The organism is Streptomyces venezuelae (assembly GCF_008642375.1).
GTDB lineage: Bacteria > Actinomycetota > Actinomycetes > Streptomycetales > Streptomycetaceae > Streptomyces > Streptomyces venezuelae_G.
Genome location: NZ_CP029194.1, coordinates 4,997,183 through 5,023,275 on the forward strand (window position 1 = coordinate 4,997,183; position 26,093 = coordinate 5,023,275).

The following is a 26,093-nucleotide window of genomic DNA, read 5'->3' on the forward strand; positions in this document are numbered from 1 at the left end:
CGTCCACGCGCAGAGAGGGACCGTCATGCTCGACCACCTGATCACCGGCGCCACCGTCGTGGACGGCACCGGCGCCCCCGCCTTCACCGCCGACGTCGGGATACGCGACGGCCGCGTCGCCGTCGTCGCCGAACCCGGAACCGTCCGCGAGGAGGCCAGGACCACCGAGGACGCCACCGGTCTCGTCCTCACCCCCGGCTTCGTCGACCCCCACACCCACTACGACGCCCAGCTCTTCTGGGACCCGTACGCCACCCCCTCCATGAACCACGGCGTCACCACCGTCGCCGGCGGCAACTGCGGCTTCACCCTCGCCCCGCTCCACCCGGACCGGCCCGAGGACGCCGACTACACGCGCCGCATGATGTCCAAGGTCGAGGGCATGGCCCTCGCCGCACTCGAAGAGGGCGTCGAATGGAGCTGGTCCTCCTTCGCCGAGTACCTCGACGCCCTCGAAGGACGGATCGCCGTCAACGCCGGCTTCATGGTCGGCCACTGCGCCCTGCGCCGGTACGTGATGGGCACCGACGCCGTCGGCGGACAGCCCACGGACGAGCAGCTCGCGCAGATGGTCGGCCTCCTCAAGGAGGCCATGGAGGCCGGGGCCTGGGGCCTGTCCACCACCCAGTCCGCCACCCACTCCGACGGCGACGGCGCCCCCGTCGCCTCCCGGCACGCCACCCCCGCCGAACTGATCGCCCTCTCCCGGGCCGTCGGCGAGCACGAGGGCACCCAGCTGGAGGCGATCCTCGCGGGCTGCCTCGACCAGTTCTCCGACGCCGAGATCGATCTCTTCGTCGAGATGACGGCCGCCGCGGGCCGGCCGCTCAACTGGAACGTCCTCACCATCGACGCCGCCGTCCCCGAACGCGTCCCGCGCCAGCTCACCGCCTCCGAGCGGGCCCGCAAGTCCGGCGGCCGGATCGTCGCCCTCACCATGCCGATCCTCACCCCCATGAACATGTCGCTCGGGACCTTCTGCGCCCTCAACCTCATCCCGGGATGGGGCGAGATCCTCGGGCTTCCCCTCCGCGAGCGGATCGCGAAGCTCCGCGACCCCGACGTGCGGGCGGAGATGCTGCGGCGCGCCGACTCCAAGGAGGCCGGGGTCTTCCGGCGGCTCGCGCACTTCGGCCGGTACGTCATCGGGGACACGTACAGCGCCGAGAACGAGGGCCTGACCGGCCGGGTCGTGAAGGACATCGCCGCCGAGCGCGGCCAGGACCCCTTCCAGTGCCTCGTCGAGATCTGCGCCAACGACGACCTGCGGACCGTGCTGTGGCCGATGCCCAGCGACAACGACCCGGCCTCGTGGGCGCTGCGCCGCGACACCTGGGACCACGAGGACGTGATGCTCGGCGGCTCGGACGCCGGCGCGCACCTGGACCGGATGTGCGGGGCGCCGTACACGACCCGCTTCCTCGGCGACTGCCTGCGCGGCCGGAAGCTGGTGCCGCTGGAGCGGGCGGTGAAGATGCTGACCGACGACCCGGCCCGGCTCTTCGGGCTGCGCGAGCGCGGCCGGATCGAGGAGGGCTTCCACGCCGACCTGGTCCTCTTCGACCCGGAGCGGATCGAGGCGGGCCCGGCGACCCTCGTGCACGACCTGCCGGGGGACAGCCCGCGGCTCGACTCGCGCGCGATCGGGATCGTCTCGGTCCGGGTCAACGGCGTGGAGACCGTACGGGACGACGAGGTGACCGGCGCGATCCCCGGCAGGGTGCTGCGCTCCGGCCGTGACACGAGGACGGTGAGCACCAGGTGAGGACCGAGAGCGTGAGGACCGAGAAGCTCTTCATCGGCGGGGAGTGGGTCGAGCCCGACGGCGGTCACTACGAGGTGATCGACCCGGCCACCGAGGAGGTCGTCGGCCTCGCGCCGGAGGCGTCCCGCGCCCAGGTGTACGAGGCCGCCGCCGCGGCCCGCGAGGCCTTCGACTCCTGGTCGCGGACGAAGCCGGAGGAGCGGGCGGCGATCCTCGACCGGGCGGCGGACCTCATGGCCCGCGACGCCGAGGAGAACGTCCTGCTCGCGCGGGCCGAGACCGGCGCCACCACCGGCACCGCCCGAGGCATGCAGGTCGCGGTCGGCTCCTCCCGCTTCCGGCGGTACGCCCGTGGCGCCATGGAGCCGGTCGAGCAGGCGCTGCCGCCGCAGATCAACGAGGCCGGGCCGATGGGGAAGGCCGGGGTGTTCGGGGCGGTCGCGGTGCGGCGCCCGGTCGGCGTGGTCACCTGCATCACCTCGTACAACAACCCCTGGGCCAACCCGGCGGGGAAGATCGCGCCGGCGCTCGCGATGGGCAACACGGTCCTCGTGAAGCCCGCCCCGCAGGACCCGCTCTCGGTGTACGCGATGACCCGGGCCCTGGCGGAGGCCGGGGTCCCGGCGGGGGTCGTGAACGTCGTCACCGGCTCCGCGCAGGCGGTCGGCGAGGCGGCCGTCGACTCCCCGGAGGTCGACATGGTCTCCTTCACCGGTTCCACGGCCGTCGGGCAGGCGATCGGCGAGGTCTGCGGGCGTGCGCTCAAGCGGCAGCTGATGGAGCTGGGCGGGAAGGGGGCCGCGCTCGTCTTCGACGACGCGGACCTGGACTCCGCGGTCATGGGGATCGGTACGACCTTCGCCTTCTACAGCGGGCAGATCTGCACGGCGCCCACCCGGGTGCTCGCGCAGCGCGGGGTCTACGAGCAGCTGATCGAGAAGCTGACCGGCTTCCTGGCCTTCATGAAGGTGGGGGACCCGGCGGCGCCGGGCACGGTGGTCGGCCCGGTGATCTCGGCGGCCCACCGCGACCGGGTGGAGTCGTACGTCGAGCTGGGGAGGAAGGAAGGGGCGCGGGTCGTCGCGGGCGGCGAGCGCCCGGACCTCGCGAAGGGCTTCTACGTGGCCCCGACCCTGCTCGCCGACTGCACCAACGAGATGCGGGTGGTCCGGGAGGAGATCTTCGGTCCGGTCGTCGTGGTCGTCCCCTTCGACGACGAGGAGGAGGGGATCGCCCTCGCCAACGACAGCGACTACGGGCTGATCGACTACGTGTGGTCGGGCGATGTGGCCCGTGCCTTCCGGGTCGCGGCCCGGCTGCGGGCCGGCGGGGTGGGCGTGAACACGATCGGACGGAACATGGAGGCGCCGTTCGGCGGATTCAAGAGGAGCGGGGTCGGACGGGACGTCGGCTCGTACGCGCTGCATGCGTACAGCGAGCTGCAGGCGGTCGTCTGGCCGGGCTGAGACAAGGCCTGCGCCGCCTCCGGGCAGGCCGTCGAACAGTCTGTTGCAAATTTCCTCGGGAAATTTTGGAAACGGACATTTGGGGTACTGCTGCGGTTCCCGCATATCGGACATGGATCGACCGACCTACCAGTTGGTCGGTCCGTGTCGGTGGTCGATCTTTCAATCATTGGCGTACGCCCGCCCTGACCCCGCTAATGTAAGGCGAAGATCGATCAGGTGAGCGGAGTTCAATCTTCCGGATGTGGAAACCGCAGCATTTAACGTCCTGTTCATGACTCAGGTGGATGCACGGCCCCAGGCCGGAGACACGGTAAGGGGCGTCGACGCCCCGGGCGGCACTCAGGCCGTACGCACCAAGGGCCTCGGAGGCAACTCCGTCGGCCTGCTCGGCAGTGCCGTCATCGGCATCTCGACCGTCGCCCCCGTCTACTGCCTGACCTCGACCCTCGGCTCCACGGCCGGCGAGGTCGGTCTGCAGATGCCCGCGATCTTCCTCGCAGGCTTCCTCCCGATGCTCCTCGTCGCCTTCGCGTACCGGGAGCTCAACAGGGTCATGCCCGACTGCGGCACCTCCTTCACCTGGACCGTGAAGGCCTTCGGCCCCAGGATCGGCTGGATGTGCGGCTGGGGCCTCGTCATCGCGACGATCATCGTGCTCTCCAACCTCGCCGGCGTCGCGACCTCGTACTTCTGGCTCCTCGCGGGTGAGCTCACCGGCAGCGACTCCATCGCCGCCCTGGACGACAACAAGGCCGTCCACATCATCACCTGTCTCACGCTCATCGCCGTCGCCACCGCGATCAGCTACCGCGGCATGACCGCCACCAAGGGCATCCAGTACGCCCTCGTCGGCCTCCAGCTCGTCGTCCTCGTCGTCTTCGTGGCGATGGCACTGTCGAAGGCCGGCGACTTCGAGACCTCGGTCTCCTTCTCCTGGTCCTGGATGAACCCCTTCGCGGTCCAGTCCTTCGCGGCCTTCACCGCCGGCCTCTCGCTCTCGATCTTCATGTACTGGGGCTGGGACGCCTGCATGGCGACCAACGAGGAGACCACAGGCAGCGCGAAGACCCCCGGCCGCGCCGCGCTCATCGCGATGGTCGTGCTCGTCGGCTCGTACCTCGCCACCGGCATCGCCGCCCAGATGGCCGTCGGCTCCGGCGAGGAGGGCCTCGGCCTCGCGAACCCCGAGACCTCGGACAACGTCTTCGCCGCCCTCGCCGGCCCGGTCATGGGCCCGACGCTCGGCATCCTGCTCTTCGTCGCCGTCCTCGCCTCGGCCGCCGCGAGCCTCCAGACGACCTTCATCCCGGTCGCCCGCACGGTGCTCGCCATGTCCACGTACGAGGCGCTGCCGAAGTCCTTCACCAAGGTCCACCCGGTGTTCAAGACCCCCGGCAAGGCCACGATCGTGGCCGGCGTCGCCACCGGCGTCTTCTACACCGTGATGACCCTCGTCAGCGAGAACGTCCTGGTCGACACGATCTACGCGCTCGGCCTGATGATCTGCTTCTACTACGCCCTGACGGCCTTCGCCTGCGTCTGGTACTTCCGCGGCGAGCTCTTCCGCTCGGGCCGGGACCTCGCCTACAAGGGCCTGATGCCGCTGCTCGGCGGACTGATGCTGACGGCGGTCTTCGGCAAGACCCTGTACGACATGTGGGACCCGGCCTACGGCTCCGGCTCCGCGGTCCTCGGCGTCGGCTCCGTCTTCGTGATCGGCGTGGGGCTGCTGCTCCTCGGCGTGGTGATCATGCTGGTCATGCAGCGGAAGAGCCCGGCGTTCTTCCGCGGCGAGATCCTGACGAAGGAGACCCCCTCGCTGGTGGTCGCCGACTGACGGGAGCCGTACGTTCCTGAGTCATCCGAAACGCGAAGGTGGCGGCCCGTGGGGGGTCCGCCACCTTCGTCATTCCGCCGTACGGGGCAGGGTCACCGCCCGGGGAGCAGGCGCTCCACCGCCGCGTTGGCCGGCGGCAGGTCGGGCGTGCCGGCCGGCTTCGCCTTGGGGGCCAGGACGCCGCTGAGCGGGACGACCGAGGGCAGGTTCATGCCGCCGGTGTCGGCGGTGGCGGTCCCGGCGGTGGCGCCCGCGACACCCGCGGCGGCGAAGGCGGTCAGGGCGGCTGCGGTGAGGATCCTCTTCATGCCCGCTCCAACGCGGACGGGTCGGATCCGGTTACGACCGGCCCCGGCCGGCCCCGGCGGGCTCCCTAGGATGCGGGCATGGAATTCGTGTACGGGGAAACCGACTGGTCGCTGCGCCCGGGCAGGGCGGAGGACGTCGAGGCGATAGCCGACCTGCGGGCCGAGGTCATGCGCGAGGACCTGGTGCGGCTCGGCCGCTACGACGAGCACCGGGTGCGGCAGCGGCTGCGGGACGGCTTCTCGCCCGCGCACACCTCGGTCATCGAGCTGGACGGCGCCCTCGCGGGCTGCGTCACGATGCGCCCCTCGGGGGACGGCGAAGGGCTCTACCTGGAGCACTTCTACCTGGACCCCGCGGTGCAGGGGCGGGGCCTCGGGACCACGGTCCTGCGCGAGCTGCTCGACCGGGCGGACGAGGCGGGGGCACCCGTACGCCTCCAGGTCCTCCAGGGGAGCGCGGCCCGCGGTCTCTACGAGAGGGCGGGTTTCGCGGTCGAGGCCGAGGACCCGGTGGACGTATGGATGGTGCGGGAGGCCGCCCGTACCGTCAGAAGCCCACGCCGGCCGGCTGCCGGACGGTGACGTTGAGCCGGTTGAAGAGGTTGGTGATCGCGACCATCAGGACGATCGAGGCGAGCTGCTTCTCGTCGAAGTGATCGGCGGCGGCGTCCCAGACCGCGTCCGGCACGGCGTCCGAGACGTCCGCCAGCCGGGTCGCGGCCTCGGCGAGTGCGAGGGCCGCGCGCTCCTCGTCGGTGAAGTACGGCGCCTCGCGCCAGGCGGCGACGGCGAACAGCTTCTCGTCGCTCACCCCGGCCTTCCTGGCGTTCTTCGCGCCGATGTCGACGCAGAAGCCGCAGCTGTTGATCTGGCTGGCCCGCAGGTGCACGAGCTCCAGGGTCGACTCCGGTACCCCGCCCTGCCGGGCGGCCTTCACCAGGTTCATGATCGCCGGGCCGGCGTCGGGCAGGACGTAGGCGGGGTTGGTCATGCGGGCCTTGGGCTGGTGCGTCGCCATGGTGATCGCTCCTCGGCGTCTCTCGTCGGTCGTTCGTTCGGGCGTTCGTTCGTCGCTTTCAGTGCATTGACGGAACGCGCGCCGAGGATGTGACACGACGGGAGAACTTTTCCCGAGAAACTTTTCAGGCCTCCGCTCCAGGCCTCCGCTCCAGGCCTCTGCTCTAGGCCTCCGCGATGAGGGCGGTCGCGACCGTGCGGAAGCCGAGCCGGCCGTAGAGCCGGGCCACGTCCTCGTCCGACGCCGACAGGAACACCACCTCCGCGCCCCGGGCACGGGCGTCCGCGACGAGCGCGGCCGTCACCGCGAGCCCCAGGCCGCGGCGGCGCGCCGCCGGCACGGTGCCGACGCCGACGACCTCGGTGACGGGCCCGACGGGCTGGTGCTGCCCGGCGGCGAGGGCGTCGCCGGCGCTGTCGAGGGCCGCCGCGAGCCGGGTCCGCCCGGCGGTGATCCGCTCGCCGACCCGCTCGGCGGTGCCGGGCTCCGGCGCCATGCCGAAAGCCGCGTACGGGGCGGCGACGGCGGTCTCCAGGGCGGCGTCGCCGGCGTCGACCATCCGTACGGTGACCCCCTCGGGGGCCGGTACGGCGATCCCGTCGCCCTCCAGGACCATCAGCGGGTGCTCGTGGACGGTGAGTCCGCTCGCCTCCACGGCCGCCCGCAGGCCCGGCGTCGTCTCCGCGACCCACTCGAACGCCTCGGGGACGCCCAGCTCCCGCTGCCGGGCCCGAACGGCCTCCACGGCGGCGACCGGCACGTCGCCGGTGTGCCCGAGCGTGGGGCGGGCGTAGTACGGCCAGCCCTTTCCTTCCTGCACGAACAGGGTCAGGGGCCCGTGCGCCTCGGCGCGGGCGGAGGAACGGGGGACGGCGTCGTAGAACGTCTCGATTCGCTGCAGCACCGGGCCACGGTAGAGGGCGGTGCGGGGGAGCGCAGGTGCTTTTCGGGCGGAGCGAACGGAACCAGGGATGGCATGATCCCGTCACTCAGTGCACAGGCGTGGACGAGGGGGAGCCATGAGCCGTACGACGCACACATGTCCGGGCTGTGACCGTGAGGACCGGGTGCAGGCGGTGCCCGCCGTGTACCTCGCGGGCCGGGACGCGGTGACGAGCCGCGAGCGGGACCGGGACGGCGACATGCGGACCGTGACGCGGACGGTCACCACCGGACTCTCCGACGCGCTCGCGCCGGTGCCGCGGCCGCCGTCGTACGCGATCGGCTGCCTCGGCGTCCTCGCGGTCCTCGTCTCGATCGGCACCTTCATCGGAGGCGTCCAGGCCGGGCACTGGTTCGAGGACCAGCCCGCGGAGGCGGGCGGCGACGGGGTACCGCGCGTGGGCGGTGTCTACCTCGTCCCGGAGGGCTCGACCACGCCGGACTACTCGCAGCCGCTGGGAACGGCCGGGTCCGCGCCCCCGCCCGACTTCGCGTTCCTCGGCTGGATCTCCGCGCTCGCACTGCTCGCCGCCGTCCTCGTGTTCGCCGTGTTGCTGCGGCGCCGGACGGCCTTCGCCCGGATCACGCGCCGCCGCCACCGCGCCGAGGAACTCTGGTCGCACGGCTGGTACTGCCACCGCTGCGGCACGGTCCACTTCGAGGACGTCCCCGGCGAGGACCGCACCCCGCTCACGCTCCAGCGCTTCCGCGAGAAGGTCTGGGAGCACGGCGGCTACGGCGACCTGGCGGCGGAGCAGCGGGCGGTGGACGCGGCCCGCTCCTGACGGCCCGCTCGTGTCGCACCTCTCGGAAATCCACGCCGCACCCCCTACGGTGCCGCTATGCGGATCTCGACCACGATCTTCCTGACCGACGAGACCATCACCCCCGTGCGGCTCGCGCGCGAGCTGGAGGAGCGGGGCTTCGGCGGGCTCTACCTCCCCGAGCACACCCACATCCCCGTCGAGCGGACCACGCCCTACCCGGCGGGCGGCGAACTGCCCCGCGAGTACAGCCGCATACTGGATCCCTTCGTGGCGCTCGGGCAGGCCGCCGCCGTCACCGAGCGGCTCGGGCTCGGCACCGGAGTCACGCTGATCGCCGAGCACGACGCGATCGCCCTCGCCAAGCAGATCGCGACCCTCGACCACCTCTCCGGGGGCCGCTTCACCCTCGGTGTCGGCTATGGCTGGAACCGCGAGGAGGCCGCCGACCACGGCGTCGACTGGTCCACCCGCCGGGCGCTCACCCACGACCGGCTGGCCCTGATGCGGGCGCTGTGGGCGCCGGAACCCACGGCGTACGAAGGGGAGTTCGGCCGCTCCGTCCGTGCCTCGCAGGCCTGGCCCAAGCCGGCCCGCGGCGGCGCGCCGCGCATTCTGCTGGGCGGTGCGGCGGGCCCGAAGCTCTTCGCGCGGATCGCCGCGGAGGCGGACGGCTGGATGCCGATCGGCGGCCGGGGCCTGACGGCGTCGCTCCCGGTCCTGCGCGAGGCCTGGGAGGGCGCCGGCCGCGACCCGAAGACCCTCCGGCTCGTCCCGTACGCGGTCCTCCCGAGCCCCGGCAAGCTCGCGCACTACGCGGAGCTGGGCTGCGAGGAGGTCGTGCTCCAGCTCCCGCCGGGCGACGAGAGGGAGGTCCTGGGGGTCCTGGACGAGTTCGCCCGGTACCTCTGAACGATTGACTTCGGAATACGTTCCGAAGTGCCGTCGGTTCATGCTGACCCCGACTGTCTCCTTCTCCGAGCTCTCGAAGAACTCGAAGCGGGTCGCCGAGAGGCTCGACAGCGAGCACCGCCTGCTCGTCACCCGCCGCGACGGCCAGGACCTGTACCTCACCGCCGCCGGCTACGACCAGGACCGGGAGGAGACGGCCGACGTCGCGGCCCGTCTCCTCGCCGCGCTCCTCGTCGCCGACGACGGCGCGCGCGTCACAGGGCGTGCCCTGCCCGCGGTCTTCCCCTGGGTGCGACACCTGTCCGCCGAGGAGCTGCGGGAGTTCGTCGGGGACCTGGTGGACGCGACGCACGACGCGGCGCAGCTGGACGTCCACGCCACCCTCCACCGTACGACCGTGGAGTGGCGGGCGACGGCGCGCGTCCTCGCCGACCCGGGTCTCACGGCCCAGCTCACGCGGGCCCTCCCCGACGAGGACCACGGCGAGGTGACGGCTCCGTGACGCCGAAGCGCGGCGACGACGTCGCCCCGCCGCCGGTCGGGGCAGGAATGGCGCCTGCGCTTCGCGACGAACGAGGCCGCCAAGGGATGGGGCGAGCTCGCGGCCGAAGCCCCCGGCAACACCCGGCGATGCTTCGGAGCGCTGCGAGGCGACCCGCTCCGGCAGGATGACCCCGACCGGCAGCACAGGCTGCGTGGGCGCCTCGCCACCGCGGTGCTCGGCGGGCGGGCCTACCCGCGGTGGGAGTTCGAAGTGACGGCGGGAGGACGCGTCCGGTACCTCGTGGACGAGCCGCGCAGGACGGTGCATTCGGTGTACGCAGCGCCCCGGCACCCCAAGGACACCGACTGACCGCCTTCCTACGGGGACCCGAACCCGCTCCGCTCCGCCCGCTCGTATGCTCGGTTCATGACGGATCACCAGGCAGCACGTCCCACCGGGAACGCCATGCGTCGCGCGCTCAAGCGGGCCAGGGACGGGGTCGCGCTCGATGTCACCGAGGCCGCCGTGCTGTTGCGGGCGCGCGGGGAGGACCTGGCGGACCTCGTCGCGTCCGCCGGGCGGGTGCGGGACGCGGGTCTCGAAGCCGCGGGGCGGCCCGGGGTCATCACGTACTCGAAGAGCGTCTTCATACCCCTCACCCGGCTCTGCCGGGACAAGTGCCACTACTGCACCTTCGTCACCGTGCCCGGCAAGCTCCGCCGCGACGGGCACGGGATGTTCATGTCGCCGGACGAGGTCCTGGACATCGCCCGGCGCGGGGCCGGGATGGGCTGCAAGGAGGCCCTGATCACCCTCGGCGACAAGCCCGAGGACCGGTGGCCCGAGGCGCGCGAGTGGCTCGACGCGCACGGCTACGACGACACCCTCGCGTACGTCCGGGCCATGGCGATCCGCATCCTGGAGGAGACCGGGCTCCTCCCGCACCTCAACCCCGGCGTGATGTCCTGGACCGACTTCCAGCGCCTCAAGCCGGTCGCGCCGTCCATGGGCATGATGCTGGAGACCACCGCGACCCGGCTGTGGTCCGAGCCGGGCGGTCCCCACTACGGCTCTCCCGACAAGGAGCCCGCCGTCCGCCTGCGGGTCCTGGAGGACGCGGGCCGTTCCTCCGTGCCGTTCACGAGCGGACTGCTGCTCGGCATCGGCGAGACCGTCGAGGAGCGCGCCGAGTCCCTGTTCGCGCTGCGGCGCGTGGCGCGCGCGTACCACTCGATCCAGGAACTGATCATCCAGAACTTCCGCGCCAAGCCGGACACGGCCATGCGCGGCATGCCCGACGCCGAGCTGGACGACCTGGTCGCCACCGTCGCCGTCGCGCGGCTCATCATGGGCCCCTCCGCCTGCCTCCAGGCCCCTCCCAACCTGGTCGACTCCGAGTACGAGCGGCTCATCGCCGCCGGCATCGACGACTGGGGCGGCGTCTCCCCGATCACCATCGACCACGTCAACCCCGAGCGCCCCTGGCCGAGGATCGAGGAGCTGGCCGAGCGGTCCGCCGCCGCCGGCTTCGAGCTGCGCGAACGGCTCTGCGTCTACCCCGAGTTCGTCCAGCGCGGCGAGCCCTGGCTCGACCCCCGCCTCCTCCCGCACGTCCGCGCCCTCGCCGACCCCGAGACGGGGCTCGCCAACCCCGACGCGCCCGTGCGCGGCCTGCCCTGGCAGGAGCCCGACGAGGCCTTCACGGCCGCCGGCCGCACCGACCTGCACCGCACCATCGACACCACGGGCCGAACCCACGACCGGCGCGACGACTTCGACGAGGTGTACGGGGACTGGGAGGCGCTCCGCGAGGCCGCCGCCCCCGGGATGGTCCCCGAGCGCATCGACACCGACGTCCGCGAGGCCCTCGCCGTCGCCGCCGACGACCCGACGAAGCTCAGCGACGCCCAGGCGCTCGCCCTGCTCCACGCCGACGGCCCCGCGCTCGACGCGCTGACCCGGATCGCGGACGACGTCCGCAGGGCGGCGGTCGGCGACGACGTGACGTACATCGTCACCCGCAACATCAACTTCACCAACGTCTGCTACACCGGCTGCCGCTTCTGCGCCTTCGCCCAGCGCCGCACCGACGCCGACGCGTACACCCTCTCCCTCGACCAGGTCGCGGACCGCGCCCAGCAGGCCTGGGACGTCGGCGCCGTCGAGGTCTGCATGCAGGGCGGCATCCACCCCGACCTGCCCGGCACCGCCTACTTCGACATCGCGCGCGCGGTGAAGGAACGCGTCCCCGGCATGCACGTGCACGCCTTCTCCCCGATGGAGGTCGTCAACGGTGCCACCCGCACCGGCCTCTCCATCCGCGAGTGGCTGACGGCCGCCAAGGAGGCCGGGCTGGACTCCATCCCCGGCACCGCCGCCGAGATCCTCGACGACGAGGTCCGCTGGGTCCTCACCAAGGGCAAGCTGCCCACCGCCACCTGGATCGAGGTCATCACGACCGCCCACGAACTGGGCATCCGGTCCTCCTCCACGATGATGTACGGGCACGTCGACCAGCCCCGCCACTGGCTCGGCCACTTCCGCACCCTCTCCCGCATCCAGCAGGAGACGGGTGGTTTCACCGAGTTCGTGACGCTCCCCTTCATCCACACCAACGCGCCCGTCTACCTCGCGGGCATCGCCCGCCCCGGCCCGACCGCCCGCGACAACCGCGCGGTCATCGCCATGGCCCGGCTCCTCCTCCACCCGCACATCCCCAACATCCAGACCAGCTGGGTGAAGCTGGGCACCGAGGGCGCCGCCGAGATGCTCCGCTCGGGCGCCAACGACCTGGGCGGCACGCTGATGGAGGAGACCATCTCCCGGATGGCCGGGTCGAGCTACGGCTCGTACCGCTCCATCCGCGACCTGGTCGCCATCGCGGACGCGGCGGGCCGCCCCGCGAAGCCCCGCACGACCCTCTACGGGGAGGTTCCGGAGGAGCGGCAGCGCACGGCGACCGCCTCCGACGGCCACCTCCCGGAACTCCTCCCGCTCGTCCAGGAGTGAGGGGATGATGCGTCCATGACGCAGATCATCAAGGGGGGAAACCTCCCGCTCAGCGGCGAGCCCATGCGCGTCGCCGTCGTCCGCCGGGCCGGCGGGCCGGGAGAGCCGCAGGTCGACGCGGCGGCGCTGCTCGTCGCCGCCGACGGCACGGTGCGGGGCACGGAGGACCTGGTCTTCTACAACCAGCCGGAACACGCGGGGAGCGGGGTCCGTCTTTCGGGCTCCGCCCACCGCGAGGGCGGGGTCCTCGCGGACTGGCTGGAGATCGACCCCGGGCGCGTGGAGCCGTCCGTGGACAGGATCGTGGTCGCGGCCTCCTGCGACGACGCCACCTTCGGGGAGGTCACCGGCCTGTACCTGCGGGCGGTGAGCGCGACGACCGGGGAGCAGCTGGCCCTGTACGCGGTCGAGGACGCGACGACGGAGACGGCGATCCTGCTGGCCGAGTTCTACCGCCGGGGCGGCGGGTGGAAGTTCCGTGCGGTGGGGCAGGGGTACGACTCCGGACTGCCGGGGCTGGCCAAGGACTTCGGGTTCCTGGTGCCAGAGGTGCCGGAGGTGCCGGAGACGCCGGGAGCTCCGGAAGCTCCGGAAGCGCTGGACATTCCGGAGGTGCCGCAAGCCCCGGAGGTGCCGGAAGCCCCGGAGGAGAGTGCGGTGCCGGCTCCCGCGCCCCTCGCCACCGGGGGCGTCCGCCCGGCGCACGGGAACCCATGGCTCTCCGTACCGTCGCATTTCCTGCCGCCCCTGGGCGTGCCGTTGGCACGGTGCAACGACCTTCCCGCGCAGATGGGCCCCGAGTTCGCGCCCGTCGAGTTCTCGGGCCGCGGAAAGGAGGACGTCGAGCCCGACTTCGTCCTCCCCAAGGGCTTCGTGGCCGTCGACGTGCTGAAGGAGGGCGCCGGGTACATCGAGGTCGTCACGCTCACCATCCGCGGGCGCCGATGGCGGCAGGTCATGAGCAGCAGACTTCCGGATCTGCACGGGGTGGGCGTCTTCGCGCACGACGGCCAGTCACCGCTGCGGCTGAGGGTCGACGCGGAGAGACAGGCCGCGTGGACGATCAGGCTCCGGCCGGTGTCGACGCTGCGTTCCTTCGAGGGCGCCGGCCCTGTGGAGGGGTACGGGCCGGAGGTCCTGGCCCACACCGGTGACGAGACCGACGTCGCGTACCGGTTCCAGGGCGACAAGGACAAGGAGGGGTACTTCAGCGTGGAGGCCCACCGGCGCGGCGGGCACTGGGAGTACGCGTTCGGCAGGCGGCACCGGGGGCGCGGCAGCGGTGCGGTTCCCCGGGGCCCTCGACTGCTGGTGGTCGAGGCCACCGGCGGCTGGTCGATGGAGGCCCGGGAGCCGAGGTTCGCGGGCTTCTGGACCCGCCGCTGAGGCCCGTCCCGGGTGTTACCCGACCAGCAGTGCGGCGGCGAGCGCCGCGGTCGAGAGGGTCTTGACTCGTGTCACGGGGTTCATGCCGTGGATCGTTCGAGGAACGACCAGACCTCGGGTGAACTGCGGTCAAAAGCGGACTGACGGACGTCCGATCACATAACGTTCCGCGCCCCGAACGGACTTACCCGGTCGATTACAGTGCGGCGAGGAACCGTCAGCGAACCGCCGACCGGGGGAGGGCACGTCGTGGCCACGACAGCCGCAGCCGTGTGGGGCCGCGCCGAGCAGCAGGACTTCCGGGCCCGGGTGCGGGGCTGCCTTCTCGGCGGAGCCGTCGGCGACGCGCTCGGGGCGGGGGCCGACGGCCTCACCCTCGCGGAGACGCGGGAGGCCCACGGACCTGACGGACTGACCGAGCCCGTGCCCGCCCACGGCCGGCGCGGTGCCGTCACCGCCGCCACCCAGATGAGCCTCTTCACCGTCGACGGACTCATCCGCTCGCACGTCCGCCGCGACACCGGCGCCTGGCACCCGCCGACCGACGTCCACCGGGCGCACCTCCGCTGGGCCGCCACCCAGCGCGACTGGGGCCCCGACGAGCGCCGCAAGGACAACGGCTGGCTCGCCCGCGAGGAGTGGCTCTACGCCCGCCGCAACCCCTCCCGCGCCTGCCTCACCGGCCTCGGCGACGAGCTCCTCGGCACCCTCGACAAACCCAAGAACCCCGAGGCCGCCGACTCCGGCGCACTCGTCCGCTCGGCGCCCTTCGGGCTGCTCGTCGGCTGGGAGCCGCAGCTCGTCTGCCAGCTCGCGGTGGAGTGCGCCGCGCAGACGCACGGCGCCCCGGCGGCCACCCTCGCGGCGGGCGCCCTCGCCGTCACGGTGCACGGACTCGCCCGCGGCGGCTCCGTCGAGGCGGCGGTGACCCGGGCCGTGGAGCTGCTCGCGGAGCGCCCCGGCCACGAGCCGGTCTCCGAGGCTCTCGCCACGGCCCTCGGAGCCGTACGGGAAGGGGCGCCGGACGCGGAGCGGGTGGCGGCTCTCGGGGCGGACGAGGACCGGGCCGAGGGGCAGCTGGCGGCGGCGGTCTACTGCGCCCTGGTCGGCGAGGACGTCCGGCACGGGCTGCGGCTGGCCGTGAACCACGACGGGCCCTCGTCGGTCACGGGCGCGCTCACCGGCGCGCTGCTCGGCGCCCTGCACGGCGAGACGGCCCTCCCGCCGGCCTGGCTGGCCGAACTGGAGGGCCGTGCGACCGTCCTTGAGCTGGCGGACGACTTCTCGATGGAGATGACCCAGGGCGCCGCCCTGCACTCCGCCACCGAGGCCTCGCCGGGCTGGCTGGCGCGCTACCCGAGGGGCTGATCGGTCCGGGCGCCGCCCTGGGAGGGAATCCCGGCGGCCCCGGCCCCGTCCTCGTCCGGGTCCGTGCCGATCCGGTCCAGGAGCGCGTCCCGCTCCGGGGTGTCCTCCGGCCGGACGAAGCCGATGAGGACGTACAGGACGAGGGAGGTGGCGAGCGGCGAGACGATCTGGATCTGGAGCTCGACGCCGTCGAGGCCGTAGTTGGTCAGCCAGAAGACGAAGAGCCCGGCCGCCCAGGAGACGAGCGCCGCCGTCGGTCCCGACTTCCGGAAGGTCTTCAGCAGGCCCAGCATGAACGGGATCGCGATCGGCCCCATCAGGCCGGCCACCCACTTGATGACGACGGTGATGATGTCCTTGAAGGTGGGGGAGTTGACCTGGGTGGCGACCGCCATCGACAGTGCGAGGAAGGCGATCGTCGACCAGCGCGCGGCGAGCAGCCCGGCCCGCTGCGTCCAGCTCCGTGCCGCCTTGCTGAGGACGGGGGCGATGTCCCGGGTGAAGACGGCCGCGATGGCGTTGGCGTCGGAGGAGCACATGGCCATCGTGTGGGAGAAGAAGCCGACGATGACCAGGCCGAGCAGTCCGTGCGGGAGCAGCTGCTCGGTCATCAGGGCGTAGCTGTCGGAGGCGTCGGGCTTCTTCGGGTCGACGAGCAGCGGCGCGACCCACATGGGGAAGAAGAGGACGAGCGGCCAGACGAACCACAGGACGGCGGAGAGCCGGCCGGAGCGGGTGGCCTCGCGGGCGCTGGGCGTGGCCATGTAGCGCTGGGCCTGGTTCCACATGCCGCCGCTGTACTCGAAGGTCTTGATGAAGAGGTAGGCGAGGAGGAAGGTCAGCGTGTACGGGCCGGCGGTGGGCGCCGTGTGCCCCTGGAGCTCGGGCCGGTCCCAGACGTCCCAGAGCGCGCTGACCCCGCCGAGCTCGGCGAGGACGGCGACGAGCATGGCGATGCCGGCGAAGAACTGGATGATGAACTGGCCGAGTTCGGTGAGCGCGTCGGCCCACAGGCCGCCGACCGTGCAGTAGATGCCGGTGATCACACCGGTGATGAGGATGCCCTCGTTGAGGGAGATCCCGGTGAAGACGGAGAGCAGGGTGGCGATGGCGGCCCACTTGGCGCCGACGTCGACGATCTTCAGCAGGACGCCGGACCAGGCGAGCGCCTGCTGGGTGGGGAGGTTGTACCGGTTCTTCAGGTACTCCAGCGGGGAGGCCACGTGGAGCCGGGAGCGCAGCCGGTTGAGGCGGGGGGCGAAGAGGTGGGCGCCGATCGCGATGCCGATCGCGATGGGGAAGGACCAGGTGACGTACGAGGTGACGCCGTAGGTGTACGCGATGCCGGCGTAGCCGGTGAACATCACGGCGCTGTAGCCGGACATGTGGTGCGAGATGCCGGAGAGCCACCAGGGCATCCTGCCGCCGGCGGTGAAGAAGTCGGAGACGTTGTCCACGCGCTTGTGGGACCAGACGCCGATCGCGACCATCACGCCGAAGTAGCCGATGAGCACGGCCCAGTCGAGACTGTTCATTGAGCCCCCTCCAAGGGGTCCGGTCCGCCTTGTGAACGCCGTTCATCGTGTGGCGCGCGACAAGGCTGGGACAATGCAATGGAGGGTCAAGGGACAGTAAAATCGTTCTGTTTACTGACCCTTGTTCACGTCCATGAACTTGTGGAGGGGGCTCGGCCGGGCGTCAGCGCATCAGCTCCCCGGCGTTGACCAGCAGGGACTGACCCGTGATGGCCCGCGCGCGGTCCGAGGCGAGGAAGGCCGCCGCCTCCGCCACGTCCCCGTCGGTCGCCAGCTCCGGCAGTGCCATCCGCTCGGTCAGCCGGGCCAGGACCTCCGCCTCCGGCACCCCCTCGGAGTCCGCGGCGAACCGTACGTACGCCTGCACCGGCGGCCCCCACATCCAGCCGGGGAGCACGGTGTTGACCCGGATCCGGTGCGGCCCGAGCTCGTGCGCCAGTGAGTACATCGCCGAGGTCAGCGCCCCCTTCGAGGCCGCGTACGCCGCCTGCCGCACCTGCGTGGGCGCGGCGATCGCCGACTGCGTACCGATGAGGACCACCGAGCCGCCGCGTTCCTTGAGCGCCGGCAGGCAGGCGCGGGTCATCCGCAGCGTACCGAGGAGATTGACGTCGAGGACGGACTGCCAGGTCGCGAAGTCGGCATCCTCCAGGCCCCCGAAGTAGGAGTCCCAGGCGGCGACATGGACGACCGCGTCGACCCCGCCGAAGCGCTCGACGGCGAGCCCGGCGAGGGCCGCGCACTGCTCCTCGTCGGTGATGTCCGTGGCCCGGTAGGCGGTACGGCGCCCCTCCGGGTCGATCTCGGCGGCGGACTTGGCGAGGTTCGCCTCGGTGCGGGCGCCGAGGACGGCGTTGCCGCCGTCCCGCACCACCGTCCCGGCGATCCGATGACCGAGTCCGGCCCCGACACCCGACACGACGACCGTCTTCCCCTGGAGCAGCATCCGGACCCTCCTCGACCCTGGCCAAGCATCTGACGGTCCGTCAGAGTAGGTCTCCGTCACCGAGTTGGGAAGGGGTACGAAAGTGAGCGAGGAGACCCGCAGCGAGACGTACGCGGAACTGGCCTCCGTCGGCCCGTACGGCGTGCGCCCCGGCCACGCCCTGATCACCATGGTCGAACCGCACCCGGGCCATGAGTACGCGTACAACCGCTGGTACGAGGACGACCACTACTACGCCGGCGCCATGGCCATGCCCTGGATGTACGCGGGCCGCCGCTGGGTCGCCACCCGGGAGCTCCAGGAGCTGCGCCGCCCGGAGAAGTCCGCCGTCGCCCAGCCCGTCACCGCGGGCTGCTACCTCTCCACGTACTGGATCACCGACGGCCGCTACGACGAGCACATGAAGTGGACCGTCGCCATCAACAAGCGGCTCAACCGCGACGCCCGCGTCCACCAGGACCGCACCCACGTCTTCACGGCCTTCCAGGACCACGAGGCGACCGTGTACCGCGACGGGGCGGGCGGTCCGCGCGACTTCCACGCCCTCGACCACCCCTACGCCGGGCTGATCCTCCAGGTCGTCGACGCCGAGGGGCCCGGGGCGCGGGCGGAGCTGCTCGAACGGCTGCGCTCGCGGGAGCTGCCCGCGCGGCTGGCCGGCTCACCGGCGGCGATGGTGACGGTCTTCCGTCCGACCCCGCTGCCCGGCGACCGCATGACGTACGTGAAGCAGGTGGAGGGCGTCGACACCCGGCTGACCCTGCTCTGGTTCCTGGAGCGGGACCCGCGCGACTGCTGGGTGGAGCACTTCGCGGATCTGGAGACCCTCGGGGGCACCGAGGGCCGGGTGGAGCTGGTGGCGCCGTTCGTTCCGACGGTGCCGGGCACGGACCGGTACGTGGACGAACTGCGCTGAGGAAATAGCCGAGCCCCCTCGGCCAGGACGGCGGACTAGACGAGAGGGCTCTTCGGGTACCGCAGCGAAGGCGGGAGCATCGGAGCTCAGAGGGCCCCGTTGCTCACCTCGCCGACGAACGCGTTCCACGAGCCCGGTCCGAAAGAGAGGGACGGGCCTTCGGGAGCCTTGGAGTCACGCACCGCGATGGACGCCACGACGGGGGACTTCACTTCGACGCAGGCGCCGTTCCCACCGGAGTAGGAAGACTTCGTCCACGTGTCCGTAGCACCCTGAAAAATCGCCATTATGCTCAACTCCGGTTCTGCCCAGTGGGGGTGTCCTGCCGACGTTCTTGCCGGCGTGATCGACGCTACTCGCCGGCCCCGCCCTGCGGGACCGGCGTTCACCCGACCGGGTGGCATATTCCAACTGCGCTTCCGTGGGAGCGATCACGCGGTGTACGGTGCCTGGCCCACCCGCTCGCGATCAGCCCTGAGCGTGCTTCTTGGCCATCTTCGCGATGAACTCACGGGTCTGCTCGACGTTCAGCGCCTGCGCCCTGAGGTGCTCGTACATGACGCTGTACTTGCCGACGTCCTGGGCCTTCTCCAGATACAGGTCGCTCGTCACGCCCTCGATGTAGACGACGCTGGAGTCGGACGTGTCCGGGAACTCCAGGATCGAGTACTGGCCACTGATCCCGGGATGCGCACCCATCTCGAAGGGGATCACCTGCACGGTGACGTGCGGCAGGTGCGACTGCTCGATGAGGTGCTCCAGCTGCTGCACCATCAGCTGTCTGCTGCCGACGATCCGGTGCAGGGCGCCCTCGTCGATGACCGCCCACAGGCGCAGCGGACGCTCCTCGTCCCGGATGCGCTCCTGGCGGCGGGTGCGGACCGTGACGCGCTTGTCGATGTCCGCCGGTGTCGACTCGGGCATCGCGCCGGAGATCACGGCCTCCGCGTACGCGGGGGTCTGGAGCAGCCCGGGGATGATCTGTGACTCGTACATACGCAGACTCTCGGCGTCCGTCTCCAGGCCGATGTAGACGCTGTACGGGATGTCGCCGAAGGCGTGCCACCAGCCCTGCTGGCGCGAGTCCTTCGCCATCTGCATGAGCGAGTCGACCATGCGCTCGTCCTCGACCTCGTACACCCCGCAGAGGTCGCGCACATCGCGCTGGCTGATGGAACGGCGGCCGTTCTCGAGGCGGCTGATCTTGGACTGGGAGACGAGAAGGCGCTCGGCGACCTGCTCGGCCGTCATGTTCTTCGCTTCTCGGAGCTTGCGCAGCTCCTGGCCCAATCGGCGTCGCCTGACGGTGGGGTTGACGTTGGACGCCACGGAAACTGCACCTCCGGCTGCTGTCTGCCTGCGTAGCTGTGAGTATCTACCGCTTGGCAGACTGCCACCAAAGGCCGGGTGTGCGCTGGGAAACCGGCACAACGTACGTGTGCGGGGCGGTCGTGACGACCGCCCCGCACACCTGTGCGGCTCCCGGTTGGCTCTCTTGGATCAATGAACCGCCGCGCGGGCCATGCTGCCGCGTGGCTGCGCCGGTACGCCCGCGGCGGGCGCACGGCGCGGCTGTGCCGCCGCACCGTTCTGGACGTCCATCACGGCGTGTGCCACGAGGCCGCCCATCGGGTCGTGCCGGATCAGGTCGCGCAGTCGGGACCGCGACGACCGTCCTTCGTTGCCGGGGTACAGGTGCTTCCCGAGACCGACCGCGTGGGCCAGCGCGGCAAGCGCCGCGGTCCGCGGGTCCGGCGGTACGCCGGTGCGGATCGCATTGTCCAGCCGGGAGCGGATCTCCCTGCTGATCGCCGTGTCCGTCGCCTGGTAGCGAGTCGTCGGCAACACCCCGCACATCTGGCCCTCCACGGCATGCACCATGCCGCATCGCTCCAGATGCGAGAGATACGTCTGACGGAGCCCCAGTCGGGGTCCGCCGATCCAGTGGACGGCCCGAACCGGGCTGCCACGCCTGCGCAGCAGCTCCAGTGCGGAGTCCAAGGTCGGATCTCCGGTCGGCCGTGGCATCACCACGGCGATACGATCCCCGTCTGGGGCTATCCGTCCTGCCAGAGCCAGCTCCACTAGCTGTGCTCCGGCCAGGCCGAGGTCGAGCGACTGCGGCTGCGCTGTGGTACCCGTGGTCGGGTCCAGAGCGAGCAGCAGAAGCTCCTCCGGAATAGTTCTGCGGCTCCTGCCCATCCATGCCTCCCCGCGTGGATGAATGACAGGGTGACCCCTCTCACATTCATCTGTCGAGAGTGCCTGGGTGGTTCATCCGGGAACCAGTAGGTATGTCGTTCTCGTCTAGCACGGGGGCCAAGGGGTTCACACAGGACACTGGTACACGGTTCGGACGTACGCATGACGCATGGAGGAGGCACGGTGGCGGGCGAGTCCCCCGACAAGGCGGAGCAGCAGGGGTCGTCGGAGGAGACGGCGGCCTCGGGCGGCGGCGGCCGGGATCCTCGGCTCGCCGCGCTCCGTGAGGCAGATTCCGCGCCGTCGGAGTCTTCGTCGGATTCGTCGAATCCGTCGGGGTCGTCGGTTCAGGTGGATCAGGCGACGGCCGTGTTCAGGACTCTGGCTCCCCGGACGTCGGAGGACGACGCACCAAAGCCTGCCGCGTCCGCGGAGAAGCCTGAGGGCGATCGGCTGAAGGCTGCTGTGGCGGCGTGGGTGGCTTCGGCGGACGACGAGGAGTCCGAGCCGGCGGCCGAGTCGTCGGTCGCGCCGGCAGCCGACGGCGCCGCCGAGGACGCCGACGAGGACCTCACGGACGAGACGGTCGACGCGGAGCCCGCCGACGCGGAGCCCGCCGACGCGGAACCGGTCGCGGAGGCGGTCGCCGAGCCGGCCGACGAGCCCGTCGAGGACAAGGCGTCGGCCGAGTCCTGGTTCGCGGCGCGGAAGCCGAGCGAGACCGAGAAGGCGGAGAAGGCCGCGGAGGCCGAGAAGGCCGCCGCCGAGCCCGCCGCCGCGTCCGACGGCGATGACGAGCCCGCGACGGACGGCCCGGCGGCTGACGAGCCGACCACCGACGAGCCGGTCGATCAGCCGACCGCCATGTTCAAGATCGTCCGCCCGCCCGTGGCGCCCGCCGTGGACCAGCCGACGACCGCGCTGAAGCTCCCGCAGTCCCTGCGCGAGGACTACGACAGCGAGCGCACGAGCACCTTCGTACCGCTGCGCGCGGACATCCCCGCCGAGCGGAAGGCCGAGCAGGCCCGGCAGGCCCAGGCGTCCCCCAAGGCGCCCGCGCCCGCCCCCAAGCCCGCCACCGGGGCCGCTGAGGCCTCCAAGGCACCCGCCGCCCCCACGGCCCCCAAGGCCTCCGGTGCGGCCGCGGAGGCCGCCCCCGTACCGCCGGCGTCCCTCGTCGAGGCCGAGCGCACCCGCCAGCAGCCGCTGCCGCCGCTGCCCCCGCTGGACCTGCTCGCGGAGCTGACGAACACCCCGCCGCCCAAGCCGACCGCCCTGCGGACGACCGCGCGCCGAGTGCGGATCTGGACGCCGCTGGTCGTGCTCCTGCTGATCGTCTTTGCGATCGTGCAGATGGTCCGGCCGCTGCCGGCGCCCACCCTGACCCTCTCCGCGTCGCCGACCTTCACCTTCGAGGGCGGCGAACTGCAGATGCCGTGGCCCAGCGAGGGCCAGGGCGCCGTCGAGGTCGAGGGCGTCGGTTCCATGGGGCAGTACGGCCCGCAGAAGCCGGCCCCGATCGCGAGCGTCACGAAGACGATGACCGCGTACGTGATCCTCCGCGACCACCCGCTCAAGGGGAGCCAGCAGGGCCCCGAGATCGAGATCGACCAGAAGGCCGCCGACCAGGGCAAGGCCGAGCACGAGTCGACGGCGCCGGTCCAGACGGGCCAGACGTACACGGAGAAGGAGCTCCTGCAGCTCCTCATGATCCCGTCCGCGAACAACGTGGCCCGGCTGCTCGCCCGCTGGGACGCCGGTTCGGAGGCCGCGTTCGTCGCGAAGATGAACGCCGCCGCGAAGGACCTGGGCATGACCCAGTCCACGTACACCGACCCGTCCGGTCTGCTCGACAGCACCGTCTCGACCCCGCAGGACCAGCTGAAGCTGGCGAAGGCGGTCATGCAGTACGACGTGTTCCGCGAGATCGTGAACACGCCGAACGTGACGGTCGACGGCATCCCCGGCCGGATCGAGAACAACAACAGCAGCATCCTGCTCAAGCCGGGTGTGAGCGGCATCAAGACCGGCTCCTCCACCCCGGCGGGCGGCAACCTGCTCTGGTCGGCGAACACCGTCGTGGACGGTGAGACCCGCCGCATCCTGGGCATCGTGATGGGCGCGAAGGACGCGGACCAGCTCGGCAAGAAGCTGCAGCTCGCCATCGACAACAGCTACAAGCTGATCCAGCAGGCGCAGAAGGACGTCACCTCGGCCGTCGTGGTCCGCAAGGGCCAGGTCCTCGGTCACATCGACGACGGCCTCGGCGGCCTGACCCCGGTCGTGGCGACCAAGGAGCTCAAGGCCATCGGCTGGCCGGGCCTCAAGGTGAAGCTGGAGCTCACGGACGGCGGCAAGGCCGTGCCGCACGCGGGCAAGGCGGGCGACGTGATCGGCCAGGTGTCCATCGGTACGGGCGTGGGCAAGGTCAGCGCACCGGTCGCCCTGGAGAAGGACCTGGTGGAGCCGGGCTTCGACAGGAAGCTGACCCGCCTCGGCTGAGCCGGGCAGTCATCCGCTCGGCCGGACGCCCCGGACCTCCGGGGCGTCCGGCTGTTAGCGTTTCCGGGGGACGAGAAGCGAGACGGGCAGCAGGGGAAAGGGCAGCAGTGACCACCGCTGAGCCGACGCGCGCGGACCGCGCCGACGACCACACCGACGGCGAGGATCACACCGATGAAGCCGACAGAGCAGACCGCACCGATTCCCCCCGTGAATCGTCCCCCTCGTCCGCTCCTTCCCTCTCGCGAATAGTGCTCCCGTCCCAGCGCCCGGCCCCGGAGCCCGACAGGGAAGCCCCACCGTCGTCCGTGGCCCCGCGCCGCAAGCGCCGCTACACGGTCATGGCGGCCACGGGGGTCGCGGCCGTCACCCACATCCTCTGGTTCTTCTACTTCGCGAACAGCGGCGGGGACCTGGCAGCGCAGGACGCGTGGGCCGAGTTCGTCGGACGGCACCCGGACTCCGCGTACAACCTCGCCTGGTACGGCGGGATGCACCCGGTCTCGTACAGCGTCGTCTCGCCGTACCTGATGTCGCTGCTCGGCGTGCGCAGCACGATGATGGTCGCCGGGACGCTGTCGGCCGCGCTGACCGCGCTGATCCTGGTGCGCGTGCCCGCGGTGCGCAATCCGATGGCCTGCTCGCTCGCGGCCGTCTTCGCGTTCCTCTGCAACGCGCTCTCGGGCCGGGTGACCTTCGGCCTCGGCATGATGTTCGCGCTGGGCGCGGTCGCGGCCGTCTTCTGCTGGCCGCACCGCTGGCGCCGCAAGCGCTGGGCCAAGGCGGCGGTGGCGGCCCCGCTCGCCGGCCTCGCGACCGCGTGCAGCCCGGTGGCCGGGCTGTTCCTCGGGGTGGCGGCGGCGGCGCTCTTCCTGAACAAACGACGCCCCGGCGCGTACGCCCTCGGCCTGGCCCCGGTGGCGGTCGTCGCCCTCTCGTCCTGGCTCTTCCCCTTCTCCGGTACGCAGCCGATGGCCTTCGGCTCGACGGCGCTGCCCCTGCTCTTCGGGGTGCTGACCTTCGTCCTCGTACCGAAGGACTGGCGCACGGTCCGCACGGCCGCGGCGGTCTACACGATCGGCACGCTCCTCACCTGGCTGATCGACTCGCAGATCGGCTCGAACATCTCGCGGCTGCCGATGCTCTTCGCGGGCGTCGTGCTGCTCGCGGCCCTGCCGTACACGGCGCCGCGCTCGCGCCGCTGGTACGCGCTGGTGCTGGCCTTCGCCGGGCTGAACTTCTGGATCGGCTTCAAGGGCGTCGACGACGTCATCCGCACCGCCCCGGACGCCTCCTGGGCACGCGAGCTCGCGCCGCTGGTCAACCAGCTCCAGGTGCGGGACGCGGGCAAGGCGCGGGTCGAGGTCGTGCCGGCCTCCAGCCATCGCGAGTCGTCCGCGCTCAGCCCGTACATCAACCTGGCGAGGGGCTGGAACCGCCAGGCGGACATGGAGCGCAACCCGCTCTTCTACGACGACACCCTGAACGCCGTGAACTACGAGGACTGGCTCCACCGCTGGGCCGTCCACTACGTGGTCCTGCCCACCGGCGCCCCCGACTCGGGCGCCGAGCAGGAGGCGGAACTGATCGAGGACGGCCTGCCGTACCTGGAACAGGTCTGGTCGGACGAGAACTGGCGGCTGTACGCGGTCGAGAACCCGACCCCGCTCGCGGACGCACCCGCGGAGGTGCTGAGCGCGGAGGAGAACGAGGTCGTGATCCGCGTGGGCAGCCCCGGCCGGGTCCAGATCCGCGTCCCGTACTCGCCGTGGCTCGCGCTCATGGACGAGAACGGCGGCAAGATCGAGGCCCCGCAGGAGACCGAGGCCTCGAAGCTGGCCCGCGAGGAGTCGGAGACGGAGCTCGTGAAGGTCTTCGCCAACGAGGAGGGCTGCCTCTTCAAGGCGGAGGCGGACGCGGAGGGCGACGAGTGGACGGAACTGCTGGCCCCGAAGGCGGGCGTCTACCGCCTGGCGGCCCCGTACAAACTCTCCCGGGGCACGCCGTGCCCGGAGGAGCTCCGCTGATCCTCAACTCCCGCCACTGATCGAGGCGAGCATCCGCCGCATCCCCGCGGCGTGCCCGCCGCTCCTGATGACGAGCACCCGGTAGACCCACCCGGCCACTCCGGGAAACGCGGCCCGGCTCACGGCCCGCAGCCGCGACCGCCCGTCGGCGAGCTCCTCGATCCGAAAGACCAGGGAGTACGAGGAGTACCGGTGCCGCCCCTCAAGGGCGAGCTCCCGCCCCGGCACGGCCCGAACGACCCGGAACCCGGGAAAGAGGGCCCCCTCGGCCAACGGCCGGGGCCCACCGCCCTCCCGGGGCTCGGCCCCGACGACCCGCGCATAGGCCGCGAGCCACGGCCGCGCCAACGCCCGCTCCACCCCGCCCCGCACCCTCACCCACGCCTCGTCGGCCCCGAGCTCGACGATGACGGCATGCTCGTCGACGTACGGCAGTGTCCCCATGAGGCGTAGTCTCCCCGATCCCCGATCCCCGATCCCCGATCCGCGCTCCGGATGCGAAGAGGCCCCGGCGTCCACAAGGACGACGGGGCCTCTGCCCTGCTACTCCACTGTGCCCCCGGCAGGATTCGAACCTGCGACACCCGCTTTAGGAGTTCGGTTGCGGGGTCCTGGCCGTGGGCGGGCTCCTGCTGGCGACTGCTGCGGACAGCCGGGGATGACTGTCGCCATCCATCGCCGTTGATGTCAGCTGTGGATGTCA

General features: G+C 71.7%; 22 protein-coding genes. 13 read left to right on the top strand and 9 right to left on the bottom strand.

The window, feature by feature from the left end; translation table 11 throughout:
• The first annotated feature begins 25 nt into the window (after positions 1-25).
• The 3 genes from DEJ46_RS23025 (at position 26) to DEJ46_RS23035 (ending at position 5,071) form a co-directional block, all read left to right on the top strand.
• Positions 26-1,765: an N-acyl-D-amino-acid deacylase family protein gene (locus tag DEJ46_RS23025; RefSeq protein WP_150269219.1), complete on the top strand. Its 1,740-nt coding sequence runs from the start codon at positions 26-28 to the stop codon at positions 1,763-1,765.
• 11 nt (positions 1,766-1,776) lie between these two features.
• On the top strand, positions 1,777-3,231 hold the full coding sequence (locus DEJ46_RS23030) for an aldehyde dehydrogenase family protein (protein WP_150269221.1): 1,455 nt from the start codon (positions 1,777-1,779) through the stop codon (positions 3,229-3,231).
• Positions 3,232-3,505: 274 nt separating this feature from the next.
• A complete protein-coding gene (locus tag DEJ46_RS23035) occupies positions 3,506-5,071 on the top strand; it encodes an APC family permease (RefSeq protein WP_150269223.1) in 1,566 nt (521 codons plus the stop codon).
• 92 nt (positions 5,072-5,163) lie between these two features.
• Here the strand turns inward: DEJ46_RS23035 and DEJ46_RS23040 are convergent, their stop codons facing one another.
• Positions 5,164-5,379, bottom strand: a complete 216-nt coding sequence (locus tag DEJ46_RS23040) for a hypothetical protein (RefSeq protein WP_150269224.1) — start codon at positions 5,377-5,379, stop codon at positions 5,164-5,166.
• 78 nt (positions 5,380-5,457) lie between these two features.
• Here DEJ46_RS23040 and DEJ46_RS23045 point away from each other — a divergent pair, with 78 nt between their 5' ends.
• Entirely contained in the window at positions 5,458-5,961 is a 504-nt protein-coding gene (locus DEJ46_RS23045; RefSeq protein ID WP_150269226.1) for a GNAT family N-acetyltransferase, read from the top strand.
• Here DEJ46_RS23045 and DEJ46_RS23050 read toward each other — a convergent pair.
• Together DEJ46_RS23050 and DEJ46_RS23055 are read right to left on the bottom strand one after the other, a co-directional pair.
• Positions 5,927-6,397, bottom strand: a complete 471-nt coding sequence (locus DEJ46_RS23050) for a carboxymuconolactone decarboxylase family protein (protein WP_150269227.1) — start codon at positions 6,395-6,397, stop codon at positions 5,927-5,929. The genes DEJ46_RS23045 and DEJ46_RS23050 overlap by 35 nt on opposite strands.
• Before the next feature lie 163 nt (positions 6,398-6,560).
• The gene (locus tag DEJ46_RS23055) at positions 6,561-7,301 is read right to left on the bottom strand and encodes a GNAT family N-acetyltransferase (RefSeq protein ID WP_190622833.1); all 741 of its coding nucleotides are present in this window, start codon (positions 7,299-7,301) and stop codon (positions 6,561-6,563) included.
• Between the two features lie 115 nt (positions 7,302-7,416).
• Here DEJ46_RS23055 and DEJ46_RS23060 point away from each other — a divergent pair, with 115 nt between their 5' ends.
• The 6 genes from DEJ46_RS23060 to DEJ46_RS23090 all read left to right on the top strand — a co-directional run bounded on the left by DEJ46_RS23060 (position 7,417) and on the right by DEJ46_RS23090 (position 15,262).
• Positions 7,417-8,124 (top strand): hypothetical protein, encoded by a 708-nt coding sequence (locus DEJ46_RS23060; protein WP_150269231.1) that lies wholly within the window; start codon positions 7,417-7,419, stop codon positions 8,122-8,124.
• A gap of 57 nt (positions 8,125-8,181) precedes the next feature.
• Positions 8,182-9,015 (top strand): LLM class F420-dependent oxidoreductase, encoded by an 834-nt coding sequence (locus tag DEJ46_RS23065; RefSeq protein WP_150269233.1) that lies wholly within the window; start codon positions 8,182-8,184, stop codon positions 9,013-9,015.
• Between the two features lie 40 nt (positions 9,016-9,055).
• The gene (locus DEJ46_RS23070) at positions 9,056-9,517 is read left to right on the top strand and encodes a prevent-host-death family protein (protein WP_150269234.1); all 462 of its coding nucleotides are present in this window, start codon (positions 9,056-9,058) and stop codon (positions 9,515-9,517) included.
• A gap of 408 nt (positions 9,518-9,925) precedes the next feature.
• The gene (locus DEJ46_RS23080) at positions 9,926-12,508 is read left to right on the top strand and encodes a bifunctional FO biosynthesis protein CofGH (protein WP_150269237.1); all 2,583 of its coding nucleotides are present in this window, start codon (positions 9,926-9,928) and stop codon (positions 12,506-12,508) included.
• Between the two features lie 15 nt (positions 12,509-12,523).
• A complete protein-coding gene (locus DEJ46_RS23085; RefSeq protein WP_150269239.1) occupies positions 12,524-13,894 on the top strand; it encodes a TerD family protein in 1,371 nt (456 codons plus the stop codon).
• A 249-nt stretch (positions 13,895-14,143) separates the two neighbouring features.
• Positions 14,144-15,262: an ADP-ribosylglycohydrolase family protein gene (locus DEJ46_RS23090; RefSeq protein WP_150269241.1), complete on the top strand. Its 1,119-nt coding sequence runs from the start codon at positions 14,144-14,146 to the stop codon at positions 15,260-15,262.
• Here DEJ46_RS23090 and DEJ46_RS23095 read toward each other — a convergent pair.
• Complete coding sequence (locus DEJ46_RS23095; RefSeq protein ID WP_150269243.1) at positions 15,247-16,797, bottom strand: sodium:solute symporter family protein; 1,551 nt, start codon at positions 16,795-16,797, stop codon at positions 15,247-15,249. The two genes, DEJ46_RS23090 and DEJ46_RS23095, sit on opposite strands and share 16 nt — an antisense overlap.
• Before the next feature lie 163 nt (positions 16,798-16,960).
• Complete coding sequence (locus DEJ46_RS23100) at positions 16,961-17,743, bottom strand: SDR family oxidoreductase (RefSeq protein ID WP_150269244.1); 783 nt, start codon at positions 17,741-17,743, stop codon at positions 16,961-16,963.
• 82 nt (positions 17,744-17,825) lie between these two features.
• Between DEJ46_RS23100 and DEJ46_RS23105 the strand changes: the two genes are divergently transcribed.
• Positions 17,826-18,659 carry a hypothetical protein gene (locus DEJ46_RS23105; RefSeq protein ID WP_150269246.1) on the top strand — a complete coding sequence of 278 codons (834 nt, stop codon included), beginning with the start codon at positions 17,826-17,828 and terminating at the stop codon, positions 18,657-18,659.
• An 86-nt stretch (positions 18,660-18,745) separates the two neighbouring features.
• Here DEJ46_RS23105 and DEJ46_RS23110 read toward each other — a convergent pair whose 3' ends face one another.
• The 3 genes from DEJ46_RS23110 to DEJ46_RS23120 form a co-directional block, all read right to left on the bottom strand.
• Positions 18,746-18,946, bottom strand: a complete 201-nt coding sequence (locus DEJ46_RS23110) for a DUF397 domain-containing protein (protein ID WP_150269248.1) — start codon at positions 18,944-18,946, stop codon at positions 18,746-18,748.
• A 181-nt stretch (positions 18,947-19,127) separates the two neighbouring features.
• On the bottom strand, positions 19,128-19,988 hold the full coding sequence (locus DEJ46_RS23115; protein ID WP_150269250.1) for a helix-turn-helix domain-containing protein: 861 nt from the start codon (positions 19,986-19,988) through the stop codon (positions 19,128-19,130).
• Positions 19,989-20,159: 171 nt separating this feature from the next.
• The gene (locus DEJ46_RS23120; protein WP_150269251.1) at positions 20,160-20,861 is read right to left on the bottom strand and encodes a GOLPH3/VPS74 family protein; all 702 of its coding nucleotides are present in this window, start codon (positions 20,859-20,861) and stop codon (positions 20,160-20,162) included.
• A gap of 162 nt (positions 20,862-21,023) precedes the next feature.
• Here DEJ46_RS23120 and DEJ46_RS23125 point away from each other — a divergent pair, with 162 nt between their 5' ends.
• Together DEJ46_RS23125 and DEJ46_RS23130 are read left to right on the top strand one after the other, a co-directional pair.
• Positions 21,024-23,363: a D-alanyl-D-alanine carboxypeptidase family protein gene (locus DEJ46_RS23125; RefSeq protein ID WP_411757775.1), complete on the top strand. Its 2,340-nt coding sequence runs from the start codon at positions 21,024-21,026 to the stop codon at positions 23,361-23,363.
• Positions 23,364-23,470: 107 nt separating this feature from the next.
• A complete protein-coding gene (locus tag DEJ46_RS23130) occupies positions 23,471-25,390 on the top strand; it encodes an MFS transporter (RefSeq protein ID WP_411757776.1) in 1,920 nt (639 codons plus the stop codon).
• A gap of 3 nt (positions 25,391-25,393) precedes the next feature.
• On the opposite strand, the gene DEJ46_RS23135 is transcribed toward DEJ46_RS23130, so the two are convergent.
• Positions 25,394-25,834: a hypothetical protein gene (locus DEJ46_RS23135; RefSeq protein ID WP_150269256.1), complete on the bottom strand. Its 441-nt coding sequence runs from the start codon at positions 25,832-25,834 to the stop codon at positions 25,394-25,396.
• Positions 25,835-26,093: the final 259 nt, after the last annotated feature.